The sequence below is a fragment of the Massilicoli timonensis genome (assembly GCF_900199515.1).
GTDB lineage: Bacteria > Bacillota_I > Bacilli_A > Erysipelotrichales > Erysipelotrichaceae > Massilicoli > Massilicoli timonensis.
Window position 1 is genome coordinate 1,902,282 of record NZ_LT963434.1, and the last position, 19,367, is coordinate 1,921,648.

Consider the following 19,367-nt stretch of genomic DNA (forward strand, 5'->3'; position numbering starts at 1 on the left):
AAAGCCTTTACATTGATGAAAATGCCGTATTTTTCAGTAAAAATAGGTTTTTTTAGGCGATTTGACGATGATTTTGGAGAATATACAATCTCAGACTAGGCGAAATGTCCTACAAGGGGATGAAGGAAAGTGTAAGATAAACGTGTAAAGGGAGTGAAACCCTTACAACATTCCGCGGTAGTTGTAGAATTTCATTTTTCAGTTTCTGTAAGCGATTACCATTTGTGAAATAGTGGGATTGACAAAGCAGAGCACAGTCATTATGGTCTACATGAGTAGAAGAAGGAGAGATTAGTACATTATGACAGCAATTCATGTAACAAGCGAAATCGGCAAGCTTAAAAAAGTGCTTTTGCACAGGCCTGGTAGAGAGTTATTGAACTTGACACCAGACACTCTGGAAAGATTATTATTCGATGATATTCCTTTCTTAAAAGTGGCACAGGAGGAGCATGATGCATTCGCCAAGATCCTGCGCGACAATGGTGTTGAAGTTGTTTATCTGGAAGATTTAATGGCTGAGACACTTGCTGCAAACCCGGGACTGCGTGAACAATTCTTAAAACAGTTCATCGACGAAGCCGGTATCAAGACTGAAAAATATAAAAAGATCGTATATGATTTCTTAAATTCATACGATGATAATAAAGAATTGATCTTAAAGACGATGGAAGGCATCAATGTAAACGAGCTGGATTCCAAGCTGCGCAACATTGAAAATTCACTGGTCGATCTGGTAAGCGATGAAAGCAACTTTATCGCTGATCCGATGCCGAACTTATACTTTACCCGCGATCCATTCGGATCGATCGGCAACGGTGTTTCTTTGAACCGTATGTATTCAGTTACCCGTAATCGTGAAACGATCTATGCGGAATACATTTTCGATCATCATCCGGAATACAAAGGACAGGTAGACAAATACTTTGACCGTTATAATCCATTCCATATCGAAGGCGGCGATATCCTGAACCTGAACGATCATGTTCTGGCAATCGGTATTTCTCAGAGAACACAGGCAGACGCAATCGAAATGATCGCGAAAAATCTGTTCTCACATAAAGATGCGAAGATCGATACGATCTTGGCGTTCAACATTCCTAACAGCCGTGCCTTCATGCACTTGGATACGGTATTCACACAGATCGATAAAGATAAGTTTACCGTGCATCCGGGTATCATGGGACCGCTTCAGGTGTTTGAGATCACTGCTGATCCAGACAACAGCAATGAAGTGCTGGTAAAAGAAATGAACGACAAGCTGGAAAATATCTTAGCTAGATATTTAGGCATTCCGAAGGTAGAACTGATCATGTGTGCCGGCGGCGACAAGATCGCGGCAGAACGCGAACAGTGGAATGACGGTTCTAATACATTATGTATCGCACCGGGCGTGATCGTTGTTTACGAACGTAACGATGTGACCAATGCGCTGCTGAAAGAAAAAGGATTGACCGTATTGGAAATGCCGAGTGCCGAACTGTCAAGAGGACGCGGTGGTCCTAGATGTATGTCCATGCCGTTGGTGCGTGAAGAAGTAGAATGGTAAGAGCGACTTACCGATAAGCGACGAAAGTAAGAATTAAGAAAAGGAGATTAAGAAAAATGCCAGTTAATTTACGTGGAAGAAACTTTTTGAAATTATTAGACTATTCAACAGAAGAAATTTTGTATCTGATCGAGCTTTCTAAAGAAATGAAACGCTTGAAACTGACGCGTACACCGCACAAATATTTAGAAGGAAAAAATATCGTGCTGCTGTTTGAAAAAACATCTACGCGTACCCGCTGCTCTTTTGAAGTAGCCGGCTATGAATTAGGTATGGGCGTTACCTACCTGGATCCGGGTTCTTCACAGATGGGCAAAAAAGAATCGATCGAAGATACAGCGAAAGTATTAGGACGTTTCTATGATGGTATCGAATACCGCGGTTTCTCTCAGGAAATGGTAGAGACATTAGCGGAAAATGCAGGTGTTCCGGTATGGAACGGTTTGACTGACATGTTCCACCCAACCCAGATGATCGCCGATATGATGACGATCGAAGAAAACTTCGGCAGATTAAAAGGTCTGAACTTCACCTTCTTCGGAGATGCGCGCAACAATGTCGGCAACTCTTTGATGGTAGTATGTGCAAAACTGGGTATTAACTTTACCGCATGTGGACCAAAAGAACAGATGCCTGCTGAAGAATTAGTAGAAACCTGCAAAAAGATCGCAGCGGAAAACGGTTCGACGATCACATTGACCGATGATGTAAAAGTCGGTGCAACCGGTGCACATGCGATCTATACGGATATTTGGGTATCCATGGGTGAACCGGATTCTGTTTGGGAAGAACGTATCAAACTGTTAAGTCCATATCAGGTAAACAAAGAAGTAATGGCTATGGCAGCGCCGGATGCGATCTTCATGCACTGCTTGCCTTCTTTCCATGACCTGCATACAACAGTGGGACAGGATATCCATGAAAAATTCGGTCTGCCGGAAATGGAAGTTACCGATGAAGTATTCTTATCTCGCCAGTCAAAAGTATTTGACGAAGCAGAAAACCGTATGCATTCAATCAAAGCGATCATGTATGCGACTTTGATGTAATCAGGTGATCGAGCATGGGAAAAAAGTTAGTCATCGCACTTGGCGGGAACGCTTTAGGAAATACGCCTGAAGAACAGCTGGAATTAGTGAAAGACACAGCGAAAGCGATCGTTGATCTGGTAAAAGAGGGCAACGATGTGATCATCGGACATGGAAACGGTCCGCAGGTCGGCATGATTAACTTGGCTATGGATTATGCGGCAAACGGAGGAGCAGGGACTCCTTCGATGCCGTTCCCTGAATGCGGGGCAATGAGCCAAGGCTATATCGGTTATCACTTACAGCAGGCGATTCAGGAAGAACTGCGTAGAAACAAGATTCAAAAAGGCTGTGCCGCAATCGTTACCCAAGTCGTGGTAGACGCTGCGGATGAAGCATTTAAGAACCCTACAAAACCGGTAGGAATGTTCTATGACAAAGAAACCGCTGATCAGTTGGCGGCAGAAAAAGGCTTTACGATGAAAGAAGATGCCGGACGTGGTTATCGCCGTGTGGTACCTAGTCCGAAACCGGTACGCATCGTAGAACTGGATATGGTGAATCAGCTGGTAGAAGCAGGCAATATCGTGATTACGGTCGGCGGCGGCGGTATTCCGGTCGTGGAAAGCGCAGACGGCTTAAAAGGTGTTGCTTCCGTCATTGATAAAGACCGTTCCAGCGCCAAATTGGCAATGGATATGAAAGCGGATATGCTGGTGATCTTAACGGCAGTAGACCGCGTCTGCATCAATTTCAATAAACCAAACCAGCAGGAACTGGCAGAAATCAATGTTGCACAGGCAAAACAATATATCGACGAAGGTCATTTTGCACCTGGCAGCATGTTGCCGAAAGTAGAAGCATGTCTGGATTTTGTGGAAAATAATCCGGACGGCGTGGCGCTGATTACTTCGCTGCAAAGAGCGAAGGATGCGCTGCATGGGGAAACAGGTACTATCATCAGAAAATAGTATCACGATCAATTTATCCAAAATTCAATCAAATATAAAGAAAGAGAGGACGGATTATGGAAAAGAGAAAAGGGTTTAAGATGCCTTCCGCCTTCACCGTGTTATTTTTGATCATCATCATATTATGGATCGTAACACAGTTTATCGGCGGCAGCGTAACACCTGCGAAGCTGCATCAATTATTCATGGCCGCTCCGAAAGGAATGGTAGATGCGATTGATGTATCCTTCTTCGTTATGGTTCTGGGTGGTTTCCTTGGCGTTGTTACGAAGACCGGTGCTCTTGATGCCGGTATCGCCAGGTTGGTAGCCAGAATGAAAGGCAAAGAAATCATGATGATTCCGGTGCTGATGTTTGTATTCTCATTAGGCGGAACTTCATACGGTATGGCGGAAGAAACGATCGGTTTCTATCCGATGATCGTTGCGACGATGATGGCCGCAGGTTTCGATGCTTTGACCGGATGCTCCGTTATTTTGATCGGTGCAGCACTTGGATGTCTGGGTTCTACGGTCAATCCGTTTGCGGTCGGTGCCGGCGTTGATGCCGTTACCAGTGCAATGGGTGAGGGATTTGTGGCAAATCAGGCTGTCCTGATCGGACTCGGCTTGATCTTGTGGCTGACTGCTTATGTTGTATGTACTTGGTATGTTATGCGTTATGCAAAGAAAGTGCAGGCGAATAAAGCAGCGACATTGTTAAGCGCAGAAGAAGTTGCCGATTCGGAAAAAGAATACGGAAAAGGCGACAATGAAGAAGTGCTGGAATTTACCGGCAAACGAAAAGCAGTCATGGTCATCTTTGCATTTGCGTTTGTTGTGATGATCCTCGGTATGATTCCTTGGGGTTCATTCGGCATTACGATCTTCGATAGCTGGACCGGTTGGCTGACTGGTTTACCGTTAGGTCAATGGTACTTCCAGGATTTACAGCTATGGTTCTTCTTAATGGCAATCATTGTCGGTCTGGTATATGGACTGAAAGAAAAAGAAATCGTTGATTCTTTCATTTCCGGTGTTGCGGACATGGTATCTGTTGCATTGGTCGTAGGCGTTGCGCGCGGTATCTCTATCTTGATGGCAGAAACCGGCTTGCAGGACTATATCCTGACTGCGGCTGCGAACGCATTACAAGGCGTTAACTCTGGATTATTTGCAAGTATGTCATACATTGTATATTTAGGATTGTCCTTCTTAATTCCTTCTACTTCAGGACTTGCATCCGGTTCCCTTCCGGTATTTGGACCGCTGGCCGCAAAACTCAGCCTGAGTCCGGAAGTCATGATCATGATTTTCGTAGCTGCCTGTGGTTTGGTAAACTTTATTACACCGACTTCCGGTGTCGTAATGGGTGGTCTTCAGACATCCCGTGTGGAATGGACGACTTGGATCAAGTTTACGGCTAAGCTGCTCTTAATGTTGCTTGTCATCGATATCATTATCCTATCTGTTGCAATGATGATGCTGTAAAATAATCATAGTATATAAAAAACCGGAACTTTCCGGTTTTTTTATGTTATAATGAAAAAAGATAGAGGTAGCAGTTATGTCAAAACTAATTGAAATTCAAAATCAGTTCTGTTCTAATTATGACCGCAAAAAATTCTGCGGTTTTGATATGGAAGTAACAGAAGCGCCTACAAAGCCGCTGATCCATCAGACTGCCCGCTTTTTGTTTTTCATGAAAGGGCATGGGAGGCTCATCGTAGATGATATCGAATATGAAATCAAACCTTATACACTGGTAGCCATCATGCCATGGGAGATCACGAAGATTTCCGCAGTCGAGGAACCGCTTCAAAACTATCGGATCGTGTATAATTCGGAGGTTACGAATAACATTATCAAAACGCTGTATAATACGGATAATGAGATTCTGGATATCATTGATTCGATCACGAAGCATCCGGTCGTCTACTGCAACAGTGATGAAGCCAATCAGATTCGCTATATCTTGCGTGATATTCGAAGTGAAGTAGGCATGGAATCGTTTATGGAAGAAACCAACGAGGAAGAAATGGGCAACATTTTTGTCATCAGCAAAGTGATCGAGCTGATCGTAATTTTCAAAAGAGTAATGAATAAGAGTCAAATGGAAGGCAGACGTCTGGAGAAAAGTGATGATAAAAATCAGATGTTGAAATACATTTATTCTCATGCCAGTGAGAAGCTGACACTGAATCGAATGTCCGATCTGTTTTATATGAGTGAATCTGCCATCAGCAAGTATATTCAGGATACGACAGGTTTGACCTTTAATGATCTATTGAACGAGATCCGAATTGAGAAAGCCATTACCTTTTTGATGTATACAGATCTAACGCTCAATGAAATTGCGGCGATCACCGGCTATGTCGATGCTTCACACATCTCAAAGGTGTTTGCTTCTCGGATAGGAACGACGCCGAATGAATATCGTAAGATCTATCGCAAGATGAATCGCATCGTCAAAGAAAAGGAAAGGCAGCTGTCCTATGAAATCATTACTTATATTCATAACAATTTTGATCAGGAAGATATGAATGTGGCTTCGGTAGCCAGCCGTTTTCAGCTCAGTATTGTGGAATTAAACCGCATTTTGATCACGCAGGTCGAAAAGAATTTTGATGACTTGATCAATGTGCTGCGCATCAATAAGGCATGTGAACTGCTGCTTTCTACGGATGAAGCGATTGCCGATATCGCGATTGAAATCGGCTACAATAATACGAAAACCTTTTCCCGCAACTTTATGAAGATCAAGAATATGACGCCGGGCGTATTTCGCAAATCTATCGCATTGCAGGAAAAATAAGGAGTGGAGCTGTCATGTTTCGTAATTTTATGAGAGGGCGCTACGGAATCGACCAATTAACGATCGCGCTTCTGGTAATGGTATTGATCGTAAATATCGGAATGCTGTTTTTGGCGGACAGTATCTTGCTTCGCATCATGATGATCCTGCTGCTGGTTATTTGTTATATGCGGGTATTTTCTAAAAATATCTTTCGGCGATCACAAGAGAATGCGCGTTTTTTGCGCTGTTATGATCTTTGGAAAGAGCGAATATCGCTGAAACGGCGCCGTTTGCGGGAACACCAAACCTATCGCTTCTTCCGCTGCCCTGCCTGTGGTCAGAAACTGCGGGTACCGAGGCGAAAAGGAAAGATTACCATTACTTGTGCCAAATGCGGACATCGCTTCGATGGAAAAACGTAAAAGAACTGCAACGATATCGAAAACAACGATAGAAATTGCAGTTCTTTTTACTTAAAATTGATTGGTATCGGTATTGCCGCTGTTGCCTAAAGTCAGCGTTATGGTCATTTCTTTGCCATCGCGTTTTACGATCATTTTCAGCTGATCGCCTGCCTTATGCGCATGAATGATCTTTTTCGCTTCGCTTGCACTGTCGATTTCTTCTCCATCCATCTGTATGATCTGATCACCGACTTTTAATCCTGCTTCATCAGCAGCAGTGCCATTTTCTACCTGTGCGATGTAAACGCCTAAGCTGCTTACACCATAACGCATTGCCGTCATTTCATCTTCTACATCGACCATTGATACGCCCAGTTTGGCCCGTGTCGTGACATAGCCGTTTTCCAGCAATTCCTCGATCACTGTTTTCGCATCGTTGATCGGAATCGCAAAGCCTAGGCCCTCGATGCTTTCTCCTGATGATTTCGCATTGACAATGCCGATCAGATTGCCGTTTGCATCAAACAAGCCTCCGCCGGAATTACCGGGATTGATTGCCGCATTGGTCTGCATCAGCGTCATCGTTTCACCGTCGATCGTCAATTCTCGATCTAAAGCGGAAATGACTCCGGTCGTAAAGGTACCGCCAAGTGTTCCCAAAGGATTACCGATCGCCACTGCCGTATCGCCGACCGATAATTGATCTGAGTCGCCTAATACCGCAGGCGTTAAATCATCGGCTTCGATCTTAATGACAGCCAGATCGCTTTGTTCATCGCTGCCTACATATTTGGCGTTATAGGTCTTGCCGTTTTTTAAGGTAACCGTTACTTTCGATGCACCGTCAATGACATGGTGATTGGTTACGATATAGCCGTCTTTTGAGATAATGACACCGCTGCCTGCTCCCTCGGTAATATAATCCTGCATAAAAGATCCGGTCGTCTTTGATTCAGTCTGAATGGCAACGACGCTGTCCATCGTTTTCTCTGCGATCTGCGTGTAAGTCAAACCGGAGCTCGTCTTAGTAGAGGTAGGGGTAGCCGTGCTGGTTTGAATAACCGGCGTACTGTCATCATTCAGCGCATTGTAACAATATGCGCCGCCGACTCCGCTGCCAAATCCCAAAGCGAGGATCGCAGCACCGCTCAGCACTCTCTTTGCCATCGGATTTTTTGCCTTTTTCGGTTTTGGTTCTTCCGGTTGTTTCTGTGGCTCCTGCATGATCGTTTCTTCCGTTATATTAAAATCTTCCATCGTACATTCCTTCTTTCTTCTTACAGTGTATAGTTTATACCAAAAAAATCAACTTATTTGTTAGAAAAAGATGTGAAATTATCATATTTTTTTCTGTTTCTCCCTTTGAATATGTGATGGAAGGGAAAACGGAGGCACATTGCTTAACTCCCTTTCAGAAAACGTTCATTTCTCTCACTTTGAAGCGGTTTTATGAGAAAATGTCGGGTACTGTTTCTAAATTGATATATTTCTTAAAAATTCGATAGGGAAGTGTTATAATATAAGAAAGGAACAGTTTTATGTCACTGTATAAAACACGATACAATTTGGGAAAAAGGAGAACGAGTCATGAAAACGGAAACAAAAGCATCGACGAGGAAAGTAAAGACGGAAATTACAAAGGAACAGGCAGTGAAAAAAACAAAGCAGACTGGCGCTAAAGGGAAAAGCACAAAAGCGGAAGTAAAGCAGATCGCCGCTAAGCCGGAAGCCAAGAAACTGACAACGGCCAAAACAGCACCGGCAATCGCCGCTAAGCCATCTCCAAAACGGATTGCGGCCGCAAAAGAGCCAAAGCGCATCGCCGCTAAAAAACAAGAAGCGCTCGAGCTGAAGAAAGCGCCGAAAAAAACAAAGAAGCAGTTGGCGGCGGAAAAGGATGCGGTCTATGATCTAATGAATCTAGAGGACTGCTTTGCGGTCCTGCATGCACATGGATTCACGAAGCAGTATTGGGACGTCGTAGAATTATTGACATATGAGCGTGATGTCGATGAAATTGTCAAACGGCTGGTGGAAGAATCAGAACCGCAGTTTGCTAATGCGACGTATGAAAAAGATGGCTGTGACAGAGAACTGGTAGAGCGGCTAGTGCAGTTTGTCAGATCGCAGCTGCCGATCAGTGCGCCTGATTTTGCGGATCTGTGCCGGATGATCGACGAGTCGCTTGGGTTTGAAGCCGGCGAGGAATTCGGTTTGAACTCAGAAGAATACCTAAAAGAATTTCATTTGATGGAAAAACTGCTGGTAATCGGTCAGCGCTATCATTTAGATTCGCTGGAAAAGGTAGGAGAACTGTTAAAGCATTCGGTAATGGACTTCCCGGCGCATTTTATGAAATTTGCATATGCGACGCTGCCGCAGTATCAGTACAAGGATGTCGTGTTCTATGAGGACTTTATGTATGAGGTATTGGGACAGTTTGCGGATCTGTATGGAGATTTGCAGCTGGAACTGCAATTAGATGTTGCGGATCTATATATCAAGCACGGTGATCAATGGCATGGTGATGAAGATTACCGTTATCTGCTCAGAGATAATCAGATCAAGGATTATATTTATTACCGTTATGCTTCGGTGTATTTGGGAACAGATTTATGGAAAGCAAAAGAGATTGCGCAAAGTGCGCTTGCCTGCGTAGACTGGCGTTATCGGTATTACGATGCGTTGTGCGAAATCGCATCAATGGAGCTGCCACAGTAAATGAGCAAGAAAGAGCCGAAAGGGAAAGCAGTCTTTGTTATTGCCGTATTTTAATAACAGAGTTGCTGGCAGAGCCTAGGCTCTTTTTTTGTCTTAAACGACGGATAAAAGGATGGTAAAAAAGTGCGCTTGAAAATGTTTCGAAAAGTAAAAAAAAGCATTGACAGGCGCATGGTTACTTGCTATAATATGCAAGCACGCTGATCAACAGCGTTTTACATAGATCCTGGCGCGTTGGAGAAACGGTTAACTCACATGCCTTTCACGCATGCATTCACGGGTTCGAATCCCGTACGCGTCACCATTATAAAAAAGCGGACTGTGAAGAATATGAGAACACAGTCTTTTTTATTGTTTCATGGGCTTTTCACTTCTGCTAACAGAAAAGTATGGATGTAAAAAAATGATAAAATTAAAGAATTGTGATCCTATTCAAATGGCGGCTTTTCATCGGTGATGCAGCCTTTGCTCGTTGTCATGTGCTTAGGGCTGTGTGCCGATCACAAATACAATTTACGATTGATGATTGGGTTCGCCATGGATGTCATCACGGAGCACATCAAAGCTGCGTTATGAAAACGCAAATGGAAACAACCGCTTTACTCAAAACGGCTGTTTTTATGTCATAAATCATTCGATCAGCTATTTTGTAAGCTGGTCGGCTTCATTTTGGCGAAACAGAAATTGGAATCGCTTAAAGCGCATGCCATCTCGCTCAATGGTTTCTAAAAACATATCCAGCGGGCGCACCCACAAGGCAAAATCACCATACATCTGCCGATAGATCACATAAGGCTTTGCTTCCTCACTATGGGTTGCTAGTGCGATCACTTTATAAAGATTTCCCTTAAAATGGCGATAGATTCCATTGATAATGATCTCATTTGGATCGCTCTGTTCTGCTTGCGGCAGATTTTCTTTTGCATGTTCATTGATCTGCATGACCAAAGCATCTTCATCCGGCAAAGAATCATCTTTTTCTTCCGCAAGCATAGAAGAAAGCAGAATACAGGATTTCGGCGGCAAGGTCAAAGTGATTTCCTCATTTTCAGGGAAATACAGCGTGTGGTGAATGACATCGCATAACGGCAGATCGGAAGAGAAAGCAAGGGTGTAAGGCTGCTCATCTAAATTACAGGCAACGCAAAAACGCTCTTTTGGACATGTGCGTTGAAATACAAATTGTTCATTTCTGACGATGACCTGTGCATAATCTCCACTTATCAGCGCAGGATGCTCTTTGCGTAAATGGGCAAGCTCGCTGATCCAAGAAAGCAGCTCATGTGAACGGTTTTGTTGCTTGATCGCGATTGCCGGGCGCAGGGAAGCATCACTTCCATATTCTTTTTTTCCATGGATGCCCCATTCACTGCCGTAATAAATGCTCGGTATGCCGGGAATGGTAAATAATAAAGCATAAAGTGCCTGCAGATCAAAAGGATCCTGTAATTGATCGCAGATACGAGTAACATCGTGATTATCGACAAATTGATAAAGCGGAAGTCCACGATAAATACCGCGATCACCGAACTGCCGATTCAGCGAATAAGCGATTTCGAAAAAATTGCGGGAATTAAAAGAGGAATACAGTCCTTTATAAACTTCATAATTGGTCGTACTGTCTAACATCTGCGCATTTGCCCAGCGATTGTAATCACCGTGGATCACTTCTCCAAGCAAGAAAAAATCTGCCCGTTTGGCTTTGACAAAAGTACGTAATTGTTCAAAGAACGAAAAGGCAATGCAATTCGCCGCATCCAAACGCAGCCCATCGATCTGAAATTCCTCTATCCACATCTGTATGGCTTTCAATAGATAGTCTAACACTTCTTCATTTGCCAAATTCAGTTTTACCAGATTATAATGCCCTTCCCAGCACGCATAGGAAAACCCATCATGATAGGGGGAATCCTGTGTAAAAGCAACACCTTCAAACCAGTTTCTGTAAAGGGAGCTTTCCTTGTTTTGCAATAGATCTTTGAAAGCGAAAAAATCACGCCCGACGTGATGAAAAACACCATCTAAGATGATCTTGATGCCTGCCTGATGAAAAGCAGATACGACTTGCTTAAAATCCGCATTTGTTCCCAGTCGATGATCGATCGTAAAATAGTCGATGGTATCATAGCCATGCTCCTCACTTTCAAAGATCGGCCCTAAATAGAGCGCATCCATGCCCAGTTCCTGTAAGTGGGGGATCCAATCAATCAATTCCAGAATGCGATGTTTTATTTGTGATGATGCGATATGATGGCTTTCACATCCAAAACAGCCTAGTGGATAAAGATGATAACAGTTCGCTTGTTCATACCAGTACATAAGATCTTCCTTTCACTTCTGCTAGTATTGTACCACTTTTTCTACTTTATGAATATGTGCGCTGTTCAATTCCTCTTAAAGATAAGGATGCGATGTGATACAATGAAAGTGTGAAATGAGGTGCAGTATATGAATTTATGTATCAAAGAAAAGTTTTCATGGAAAGAATCATTTTATGTTTATGACGAAGCGGGCAATCCGGTTTATCAAGCAGTTGGGAAAGCCTTTTCTTTCGGGCATAAGGTCAAGATCTATAATATGGCGCAAGAAGAAGTAGCGGATATCAAACAACAGATGTGGTCGTTTACACGGAAGTATGCGGTAACGATCGCGCAAGAAACATATGAGGTGCGAAAACGATTCGCGCTGACGCCAAAATATGAAGTTGCAGGGAAAGACTGGGAAATCAGAGGCAATTTCTTTGCGTATGATTTTGTGATGAAACAAAATGATCGTTTGATCGCGGAAGTCGAAAAGCGGATGTTTACATGGGCGGATACCTATGATTTGATGATCGTTGAGGAAGCAGATGCTTTACTGGCGCTTTGTGTGATGCTGATCATCGACATGGATAAAGATGACGGCGCCGCATCATCGGCATCCGCAAGTGCAGGAGGGTAACAGTTAGACAATGGAACAAGATCAAAAATAAGCATGTATAAGCAAAATGAGATTTTATTTTTCTGCTCGTTTTAAGAAATAAACATCAGATCATGTGCGATCGCTGTCTTGGATATTCTGTATTTGTGGAATATCCGTTTATTTACAAATGAAAACGGAGCTGTTAGCAGCTCCGCTGTCGTGTTACAGTAATTGCAGCGGCTTTACAAAAAGTGATTTCCACCTGCAACAATATAGCGATCGCTTTCATAAATCAATGATATCATCTAAGTTTTCCCATTCATTCGTGAAATTATTTCGTACTTGTATAGAACTTCCGGATTGTGATTTGGTATCCTTTACTTCTCTTAGTCCTGTCTGGTAATGGACGATCGCATAAGCGCCGTCGTTATGAATGTCGCTGTCTTCCACTAAATAAGCTAAATAGGTCTTTCCTTCTTCCACATCAATGTCACCTGTGAAGTATTCTTTTACATATTTTGGCTTTTTTTCCATTTTCAGCAGCATTTCCTGTTCTTTTTCGGGACGGGTTTTCACAAATTCATTGAATTCCACTTTTCCGCCGGTACGGTAAAAAGTGATTTCCTGCTGTTCATCCAAAACATTCTTAAAACTCTTTAAGATGGTTGCTTTCCCGAAAGTCTGCGGTGTGATATACGCATCGAAAACACTGCTGTAAGTCTCAACGCCATCAATGCGATCGACATGAATAATGGCAACTTCGATGGAATTCTCGTAGGCAAAAGCAGTATCCCGCAGATCATGGGCAAAATAACCTTCATGTTCAAAATAAATCATATCCTCATCCTGTGTTTCCTGTTGCTCGACAACCTTTGAGGATGGCTGCTCTTGTTTTGAATCCGGAGCTTTTTTATCGTTTGCATCATTTGCGAAACATCCGCATAATATACAAATGAACAGTAACATGCTTATTTTTTTCATAGTGGTTCCTCCCGCTAGGTTTATTTCATTTATTTTATAATGTAATTATAGCAGTAATACAAATAAAATGATAGCGTTTGCAGAAAAGATATTGACAAACTGGTTATAACGAGTTATATTGAATGTGTAAATGGAGGCTGATAAATTGCAGGAAACGTTTAACAAAGTCCCACTTTACTGTCAACTTGCATCAAAAATAGCAGAACAAATTGAAAATGGTACCTATCAAGAGGGAGATCGCATTCCTTCAGAGCGTGAACTATGTAACATTTACCATGTTTCGAGAATGACGGTTCGCCTCGCAATTGATGAATTAGTAAGAAAGGGGAAAATTGAAAAAAGCCAAGGGAAAGGTACTTATGTTTCTAATAAAAGCATTGTTCAGAGTTTGAATAATGTTTATAGCTTCTCAAAAGAGATGGAAAAGCAAGGAAAGATCTCATCGACACAGATCATTAAAAGAGAAATAGTACCTGCTGATTATAAAGTTGCGAAGCATTTAGGGATAGAAGAAGGAGAACAAGTTGTATTTCTGGAACGTCTGCGATTAGCAGAAAATGTTGCGGTCATGGTTGAGAAGGCATGGTTTCCATATCATTCTTTCGCGTTTTTACTGAATATTGATTTCACGAAAAAAGGGTTATATAAAACATTAGAAGAAGAGTACAATGTTAAGATCAATCGGGCGATCGAGACATTCAAAGCGACCGAGCTTAACAGCCATGAATGTAATTTACTGCATTGTCGAAAAAATCAATATGGATTGCTGGTAAAAAGAACATCCTATTGCAATGACAAAACGATTTGTTATTCGACGATCGTATCGAAAGGAGACATCTTTGAGTTTACAGTTCAATTAGGGCAATAATATGGGAACATAGCTTCCCATTATTATGGTAAAAACTGGTTATAACGACATAACGATATAATGTGTAATGGAAATGAGGAGGAACTATGATAAGAGACTATTTAACAGAAGATTTGGTTTTATGTGATAAGAAAGTCAATGACTGGCGAGAAGCGGCACGTGTTGCAGGGAAGCTTCTGCAGGATAAGGATAAAGTAAACGATGCATTCATTGCTTCTATGATTGAAACAGTAGAGAAATTTGGACCGTACATGATTCTTGTTCCTAAAGTGTGTTTCTTTCATGGGCAGCCAGGTGAAAATGTGAAGGAGCCTTGTCTTTCGTTGGTCGTGTTTCGGGAGTCGATCACATTTTCTGAGTTTGACGATCAGGAGATCAGTTGTTGCTTCGCTTTTGGGGCGACGGATGTACAATCGCATATGGAAATGATCAGGAGCGTTGCCCAAATACTGCAAGATGAAGATTTTATTCAGGCGATAACAGGTAATGAGCCAAAAGAAAAAATCATGGCTATGATACAAAACTATTAGGAGGGTAAGATGAAACAGATCGAGTATTATGAAATTCTAAAAGATCAATTAGATCGACAAGTGCATGAGGAGGCAGATGCAATCGAAAAAGCGGCTCAATATTGTGCCGAATCGGTTTGTAAAAAGCGATTGATCCATGTATTTGGGTGCGGACATTCTCAAATGTTTGCCATGGAGGTATTTTATCGTGCCGGGGGATTGGTTCCGGTCAATGCGTTGCTGATTCCTCATTTGGCACTGTTCCCGAAGGCAAAACTGAGCACTTTACAGGAACGTGTGGAAGGGTTTAGCGCTGATTACTTAAAGCTGGAAAATGTATCGAGCGATGACACAATGATCATCGTATCCATTTCCGGAAGAAATGCCGGAGTGATCGACATGGCGCTTGCCGCAAAAGAAATCGGTATGAAGGTCATCGTTTTGGTTTCAAAAGCATTTTCATCAAGTGTATCGAGCCGTCACAGCTCTGGGAAAAACTTAAGAGAGGTGGCAGATGTGGTAATTGATGTGAAGTGTGTTTGCGGTGATGCCTGCTTATCCATAGAGGGAATGGAGACGAATTTTACAGGAACATCAACGATCTTAGGGATGACGGTCATGAACAGCATCATGGCAAGAACAGTTGAACTGTGTGTGGAAAAAGGCGTCATTCCACCGGTTTATGTAAGCAGCAATCTTGATAAGGGAGATGCGATCAATGCAGAGTACATCAAACAATATGGTGATTTGATCGACTGTCTGTAAAAAGTGAGGAGGTGAAGAAAAATGTTGAAGATCATTACAGTATGTGGGCTTGGCGTCGGTTCTTCTTTAATTATGAAAATGACCGTAGACAGTGCATGTGCGCAGTTAGGCGTCAAATGCGGCATTGAACACTGGGATATGGGTACCGTGAAAGGAAAACCTTGTGATTTGATCGTTACGACTAATGAGTTCAAGAAGAATTTTCAAGATCAGGAAAATGTTGTTTATTTGACAAATATGGTGGATGTGAAGGAAGCGAAAGAAAAACTAGAAGTGTATTTTCAGGAGCATGGGATTTTATAAAATAACTAGGAGGAAAAGGATATGTTAGATTTTTTATTAAACATCATGAAAACGCCGGCCATCGTATTAGGGCTGGTGGCTTTGATCGGATTATTGTTGCAAAAGAAAAATGTCGGACAAGTATTTTCAGGGACGGTAAAAACAGCGTTGGGAATGTTGGTATTAAGTGCGGGTTCCAGTTTGATCGTTTCGGAAATATCGCCTTTTGTAGATTTATTTTCATTAGTATTTCATTTGGAAGGATTTGCGACTTCTTCAGAGGCAGTTGTCGGCGCCATGCAGAATGCCGTGCCGGTCATTGCCAGTACCAGTGCCATCATTATGGCGGTCGGTTTCCTTGTGAATGTGGTAATTGCCCGGTTCAGTCCACTGAAATATATTTTCTTGACCGGACATATGATGTGGATCTTATCTGTTGCGATTGCCGGCAGTTTGTATGCGGCTTCATTTAGTGAAACGATGATCATGGTTGTCGGTTCTGTGCTGCAGGGGGTGCTGATGGTTGTCCTTCCGGCAATCGGACAGCCGACGGTTCGCAAAGTGACAGGCAGCGATCATTTCGCCATTGCACATTTGACAATGTTAGGTACGGTTCCGGCTGCTTATGTAGGTGGCTGGTTAGGCGATAAGAACAAAAATGCAGAGGATATAAAGCTCCCTGAATCGCTTGAATTTTTTAAGGATACCTCGATGTCAGTGTCGATCGTGATGGGTGTATTCTATTTATTGGTTGTCATTTTGGCCGGACCGGAAGCGGTTGCCGGATATGCCGGGGATCAGAATTATATCGTGTATGGCATCTTAAAAGCATTGGGATTCACAGCCGGTATTTTGATCTTATTGCAAGGTGTTCGTATGTTCCTTGGCGAATTGGTGCCTGCCTTTAAGGGAATCTCTGACAAATTAGTGCCTGGTGCGATTCCTGCGCTAGATGTTCCTGCTTTATTTGCTTATGCGCCGAATAGTTTAATGATCGGGTTTGTTACGGCGGTAATCGGCATGATCGCTGGTATGTTCGTATCATCCGCACTATTCAAAGTGGTTCCGCTCGTATCTATCATCGGTGCATTCTTCACTGGGGGCGTTGCCGGTATTTTCGGTAATGCGCGAGGTGGAACCCGCGGTGCCGTCATTTCCGGATTGGTCTATGGATTCTTACTGATTGTCGGCTCAGGATTCTTATTTACGATCTTTGATTATGCCGTTTACGGTGCGGCAGGAGTCGGACATGACTGCTTAGATGTCATGGCTGTTATGATCGCAATGAAGTATCCTTATATCGGTATCGCAATTATTGTTGCGGCGTTTGCACTTCTTTGTTGGAGAGAAGCGGTGAATAAAAAAACGAAATAAGTAAATGGCATATCATAAAAAATCCTTTCAATGCGTTTCGTTGAAAGGATTTTTTCATGTAAAGCATAGGAGCAGCCTATAAAAAAACTCCAATCCCTTAATGGACTGGAAATATCTGAAAAATGGTGCGGGCGAAGGGACTCGAACCCCCACGGTTGCCCGCCAGATCCTAAGTCTGGTGCGTCTGCCAATTTCGCCACGCCCGCATAGTTTAACGATGCGCGCCAAGATGCGCTACATGCAGTGGTAGTATAGCATACAAATGATTACCTGTCAAAAGCAATCGTGAAAAAACACTTCAGAGAAATAGAAATGTGATACAATAGCCTTGATGAATAATGGAGATGAAAGTATGGATGTAGAACTGATCTGTGTCGGAACAGAATTGCTGCTGGGAGAAATCGTCAATACCAATGCGGCGTATATCGCAAAGCGTTTGGCAGAAGAAGGCATGAATTTATATCATGCATGTGTGGTCGGCGATAATCCCAAACGCTTAAAAGCAGCGCTGGAGCTGGCATTTTCCCGAAGTGATCTGATCATTACGACAGGAGGCCTTGGCCCTACTGCAGATGATGTTACCAAAGAAGTGATCGCTGATCTGCTGGGGCAGCGTTTGGTGTTTGATGCGGCCGCTTATGAGAACCTGATAAAGCGCTTAAAGGCGAATGTAAAAGATGCGAAGATCAGTGAAAATAATCGCAAGCAGGCTTTGGTGCCGGAAGGCTGTGATGTATATGAAAATGAGTACGGCACAGCACCGGGATTTCACTGCACCGTTCAAAACAAGCATATCATTGTCCTGCCCGGTCCGCCAAAAGAAATGCGGGCAATGTTTGAAACTGAGGTAACACCGTTTTTACGGACACAGAGCCATCTGTTTTATGCACGCCGCATGGTAAAAACACATGGCTTAAAAGAATCGACGATCAGTGAATATTTACAAAGCCATATGGAACAGAAAAATCCTACGGTCGCGACCTATGCGAAGCCATATGGCACTGATGTGAGGGTCATGGCTTCTGCGTCATCGCTGCATCAGGCAGAACAGATGTGTGAATCCTGTGCGGCAGAGGTCTGTGCCATTCTAAAAGATGCGGTATATTCCATAGACGGCATGTCGTTAGAGGAAACGGCGATCGCCCATTTACAAGAATGCGGTCTTAAATTGATGATCGTGGATGGCGGCAGCCGCGGCGTCCTGCTTTCTTTGTTGGGAAAAGGTGCGATGGAGGAAGTGCTTTTGGATTATCGGCTCATGCATACAACTGTTTCATCACCTTTATTGGCAGCAGAAGATAAAAGCAAAGAGATCTTAACGGTTTCTATTGCTTCACCAAAGATGGATGCAGACGGGAAAATGAATGTTACAATCACTTATCAAGGGGCGATAGATGAACAGGAAATCATTTCTTCCTATCAGGATGGCGAGGGTTTTTATAACCGGATCAGCTATGCCGTGCTCGATCGTATCAGACGAATTTAGGGAAATAGGGGAAACAGCTCCGACAAAAAGAGTGTGCCTGATGAGAAAAACATTTCTTGAATTGATGTTCCAGATGGAGACCATTCTTTACAAGAACAGCTATTATCGGATCGATTTAGAAATATTTTCTCTAACAGCACACCTTCTTTATGAGGATAAAGCCAGTGCGATATGCCAAATGACAGCAGCAAGCAGCAGCAGTGATGCAAGCTGGTGTACCTTTCGCCAAAGCAAAGGGGAGAGACGGCGCAGCGGATAAGGCAGGATCAATAGCGCCAATAATACCAAGATCATGATCGATTCTAAGGAAAAGCGCTTTTCCAGTTTTCCATGAAATACGCTGCATAAAAGCAATAAGATCCCTAAGGGGATATGCATACGTTTTAAGAGGCAAGCCGGCTTGCGCATTTTTGGATAACGAGCAGCCAATCGTGTGAAGCATGGCAGCAGCAGTAACAACGCCAGGCATAAGACGGCGAGCCATGCCAATAATTGTGAGATAGAAAACATTGATAACAACTCCTTTAGTTAGTTTTAACTAACTTCGATAGTATAACAGAACTTATTTATCTTGGCAATCCTTTTTATTGAGAAAATCATACAAGCCTTTTTATTGAGAAAATCATACAAGCATAAAAGAGGTGCAGGAAAGAAGGATCGAGATAAGACTTTCGTTAAAACTCTGTAAAAACAGTAGGCAGAATAAAAAAATAACTGTTATAATAGAGCCGGAATGAATTTGTGAGGTAGATA

18 protein-coding genes and 2 tRNA genes are annotated in these 19,367 nt (G+C 42.8%); 15 read left to right on the plus strand and 5 right to left on the minus strand.

The genetic code is table 11. The features are described from left to right. Positions 1-301: 301 nt before the first annotated feature. The 6 genes from arcA to C1712_RS11555 all read left to right on the plus strand — a co-directional run bounded on the left by arcA (position 302) and on the right by C1712_RS11555 (position 6,745). A complete protein-coding gene (gene arcA, locus C1712_RS11530; RefSeq protein ID WP_102269340.1) occupies positions 302-1,549 on the plus strand; it encodes an arginine deiminase in 1,248 nt (415 codons plus the stop codon). Positions 1,550-1,605: 56 nt separating this feature from the next. Next, a complete protein-coding gene (gene argF, locus C1712_RS11535; RefSeq protein ID WP_102269342.1) occupies positions 1,606-2,598 on the plus strand; it encodes an ornithine carbamoyltransferase in 993 nt (330 codons plus the stop codon). Positions 2,599-2,612: 14 nt separating this feature from the next. After that, positions 2,613-3,548 (plus strand): carbamate kinase, encoded by a 936-nt coding sequence (gene arcC / locus C1712_RS11540; RefSeq protein ID WP_102269344.1) that lies wholly within the window; start codon positions 2,613-2,615, stop codon positions 3,546-3,548. 56 nt (positions 3,549-3,604) lie between these two features. Continuing rightward, positions 3,605-5,017: a YfcC family protein gene (locus tag C1712_RS11545; RefSeq protein WP_180963141.1), complete on the plus strand. Its 1,413-nt coding sequence runs from the start codon at positions 3,605-3,607 to the stop codon at positions 5,015-5,017. Between the two features lie 76 nt (positions 5,018-5,093). After that, positions 5,094-6,341, plus strand: a complete 1,248-nt coding sequence (locus C1712_RS11550; protein WP_102269348.1) for an AraC family transcriptional regulator — start codon at positions 5,094-5,096, stop codon at positions 6,339-6,341. 14 nt (positions 6,342-6,355) lie between these two features. Further along, positions 6,356-6,745, plus strand: coding sequence for a hypothetical protein (locus tag C1712_RS11555; RefSeq protein ID WP_102269350.1), 390 nt, complete (start codon positions 6,356-6,358; stop codon positions 6,743-6,745). A 51-nt stretch (positions 6,746-6,796) separates the two neighbouring features. Here the strand turns inward: C1712_RS11555 and C1712_RS11560 are convergent, their stop codons facing one another. Beyond that, positions 6,797-7,984: a S1C family serine protease gene (locus tag C1712_RS11560; protein ID WP_102269352.1), complete on the minus strand. Its 1,188-nt coding sequence runs from the start codon at positions 7,982-7,984 to the stop codon at positions 6,797-6,799. A gap of 330 nt (positions 7,985-8,314) precedes the next feature. Between C1712_RS11560 and C1712_RS11565 the strand changes: the two genes are divergently transcribed. Beyond that, the gene (locus C1712_RS11565) at positions 8,315-9,448 is read left to right on the plus strand and encodes a neurofilament protein (protein WP_102269353.1); all 1,134 of its coding nucleotides are present in this window, start codon (positions 8,315-8,317) and stop codon (positions 9,446-9,448) included. Positions 9,449-9,676: 228 nt separating this feature from the next. Continuing rightward, positions 9,677-9,752, plus strand: a tRNA-Glu gene (locus C1712_RS11570). A gap of 338 nt (positions 9,753-10,090) precedes the next feature. On the opposite strand, the gene C1712_RS11575 is transcribed toward C1712_RS11570, so the two are convergent. After that, the gene (locus C1712_RS11575) at positions 10,091-11,767 is read right to left on the minus strand and encodes a DUF1653 domain-containing protein (RefSeq protein ID WP_102269355.1); all 1,677 of its coding nucleotides are present in this window, start codon (positions 11,765-11,767) and stop codon (positions 10,091-10,093) included. 129 nt (positions 11,768-11,896) lie between these two features. On the opposite strand from C1712_RS11575, the gene C1712_RS11580 reads away from it, so the two are divergent. Further along, on the plus strand, positions 11,897-12,388 hold the full coding sequence (locus tag C1712_RS11580; protein ID WP_102269357.1) for an LURP-one-related/scramblase family protein: 492 nt from the start codon (positions 11,897-11,899) through the stop codon (positions 12,386-12,388). Between the two features lie 246 nt (positions 12,389-12,634). Here the strand turns inward: C1712_RS11580 and C1712_RS11585 are convergent, their stop codons facing one another. Next, a complete protein-coding gene (locus tag C1712_RS11585) occupies positions 12,635-13,330 on the minus strand; it encodes a hypothetical protein (RefSeq protein WP_102269359.1) in 696 nt (231 codons plus the stop codon). A 130-nt stretch (positions 13,331-13,460) separates the two neighbouring features. Here C1712_RS11585 and C1712_RS11590 point away from each other — a divergent pair, with 130 nt between their 5' ends. The 5 genes from C1712_RS11590 (at position 13,461) to C1712_RS11610 (ending at position 17,128) form a co-directional block, all read left to right on the plus strand. Then, positions 13,461-14,198, plus strand: a complete 738-nt coding sequence (locus tag C1712_RS11590) for a GntR family transcriptional regulator (RefSeq protein ID WP_102269361.1) — start codon at positions 13,461-13,463, stop codon at positions 14,196-14,198. An 86-nt stretch (positions 14,199-14,284) separates the two neighbouring features. Further along, entirely contained in the window at positions 14,285-14,728 is a 444-nt protein-coding gene (locus tag C1712_RS11595) for a PTS sugar transporter subunit IIA (RefSeq protein ID WP_102269363.1), read from the plus strand. Between the two features lie 9 nt (positions 14,729-14,737). Further along, positions 14,738-15,472, plus strand: coding sequence for a sugar isomerase domain-containing protein (locus C1712_RS11600; RefSeq protein ID WP_102269365.1), 735 nt, complete (start codon positions 14,738-14,740; stop codon positions 15,470-15,472). Positions 15,473-15,493: 21 nt separating this feature from the next. After that, positions 15,494-15,775, plus strand: a complete 282-nt coding sequence (locus C1712_RS11605; protein WP_102269367.1) for a PTS sugar transporter subunit IIB — start codon at positions 15,494-15,496, stop codon at positions 15,773-15,775. A gap of 21 nt (positions 15,776-15,796) precedes the next feature. Then, positions 15,797-17,128, plus strand: coding sequence for a PTS ascorbate transporter subunit IIC (locus C1712_RS11610; protein ID WP_102269369.1), 1,332 nt, complete (start codon positions 15,797-15,799; stop codon positions 17,126-17,128). Positions 17,129-17,251: 123 nt separating this feature from the next. Here C1712_RS11610 and C1712_RS11615 read toward each other — a convergent pair. Then, positions 17,252-17,334 (minus strand) — tRNA-Leu (locus C1712_RS11615). Between the two features lie 146 nt (positions 17,335-17,480). Between C1712_RS11615 and C1712_RS11620 the strand changes: the two genes are divergently transcribed. Beyond that, positions 17,481-18,614, plus strand: a complete 1,134-nt coding sequence (locus C1712_RS11620) for a molybdopterin-binding protein (RefSeq protein ID WP_180963142.1) — start codon at positions 17,481-17,483, stop codon at positions 18,612-18,614. Between the two features lie 147 nt (positions 18,615-18,761). Here C1712_RS11620 and C1712_RS11625 read toward each other — a convergent pair whose 3' ends face one another. After that, positions 18,762-19,124, minus strand: a complete 363-nt coding sequence (locus C1712_RS11625) for a hypothetical protein (protein ID WP_102269373.1) — start codon at positions 19,122-19,124, stop codon at positions 18,762-18,764. Between the last annotated feature and the right edge of the window lie 243 nt (positions 19,125-19,367).

Excerpts from the sequence above, each read along its gene's own strand:
- arcA (WP_102269340.1), top strand. The coding sequence starts at position 302 with ATGACAGCAATTCATGTAACAAGCGAAATCGGCAAGCTTAAAAAAGTG.
- argF (WP_102269342.1), top strand. The coding sequence starts at position 1,606 with ATGCCAGTTAATTTACGTGGAAGAAACTTTTTGAAATTATTAGACTAT.
- arcC (WP_102269344.1), top strand. The coding sequence starts at position 2,613 with ATGGGAAAAAAGTTAGTCATCGCACTTGGCGGGAACGCTTTAGGAAAT.
- C1712_RS11545 (WP_180963141.1), top strand. The coding sequence starts at position 3,605 with ATGGAAAAGAGAAAAGGGTTTAAGATGCCTTCCGCCTTCACCGTGTTA.
- C1712_RS11550 (WP_102269348.1), top strand. The coding sequence starts at position 5,094 with ATGTCAAAACTAATTGAAATTCAAAATCAGTTCTGTTCTAATTATGAC.
- C1712_RS11555 (WP_102269350.1), top strand. The coding sequence starts at position 6,356 with ATGTTTCGTAATTTTATGAGAGGGCGCTACGGAATCGACCAATTAACG.
- C1712_RS11560 (WP_102269352.1), bottom strand. The coding sequence starts at position 7,984 with ATGGAAGATTTTAATATAACGGAAGAAACGATCATGCAGGAGCCACAG.
- C1712_RS11565 (WP_102269353.1), top strand. The coding sequence starts at position 8,315 with ATGAAAACGGAAACAAAAGCATCGACGAGGAAAGTAAAGACGGAAATT.
- C1712_RS11575 (WP_102269355.1), bottom strand. The coding sequence starts at position 11,767 with ATGTACTGGTATGAACAAGCGAACTGTTATCATCTTTATCCACTAGGC.
- C1712_RS11580 (WP_102269357.1), top strand. The coding sequence starts at position 11,897 with ATGAATTTATGTATCAAAGAAAAGTTTTCATGGAAAGAATCATTTTAT.
- C1712_RS11585 (WP_102269359.1), bottom strand. The coding sequence starts at position 13,330 with ATGAAAAAAATAAGCATGTTACTGTTCATTTGTATATTATGCGGATGT.
- C1712_RS11590 (WP_102269361.1), top strand. The coding sequence starts at position 13,461 with ATGGAGGCTGATAAATTGCAGGAAACGTTTAACAAAGTCCCACTTTAC.
- C1712_RS11595 (WP_102269363.1), top strand. The coding sequence starts at position 14,285 with ATGATAAGAGACTATTTAACAGAAGATTTGGTTTTATGTGATAAGAAA.
- C1712_RS11600 (WP_102269365.1), top strand. The coding sequence starts at position 14,738 with ATGAAACAGATCGAGTATTATGAAATTCTAAAAGATCAATTAGATCGA.
- C1712_RS11605 (WP_102269367.1), top strand. The coding sequence starts at position 15,494 with ATGTTGAAGATCATTACAGTATGTGGGCTTGGCGTCGGTTCTTCTTTA.
- C1712_RS11610 (WP_102269369.1), top strand. The coding sequence starts at position 15,797 with ATGTTAGATTTTTTATTAAACATCATGAAAACGCCGGCCATCGTATTA.
- C1712_RS11620 (WP_180963142.1), top strand. The coding sequence starts at position 17,481 with ATGGATGTAGAACTGATCTGTGTCGGAACAGAATTGCTGCTGGGAGAA.
- C1712_RS11625 (WP_102269373.1), bottom strand. The coding sequence starts at position 19,124 with ATGTTTTCTATCTCACAATTATTGGCATGGCTCGCCGTCTTATGCCTG.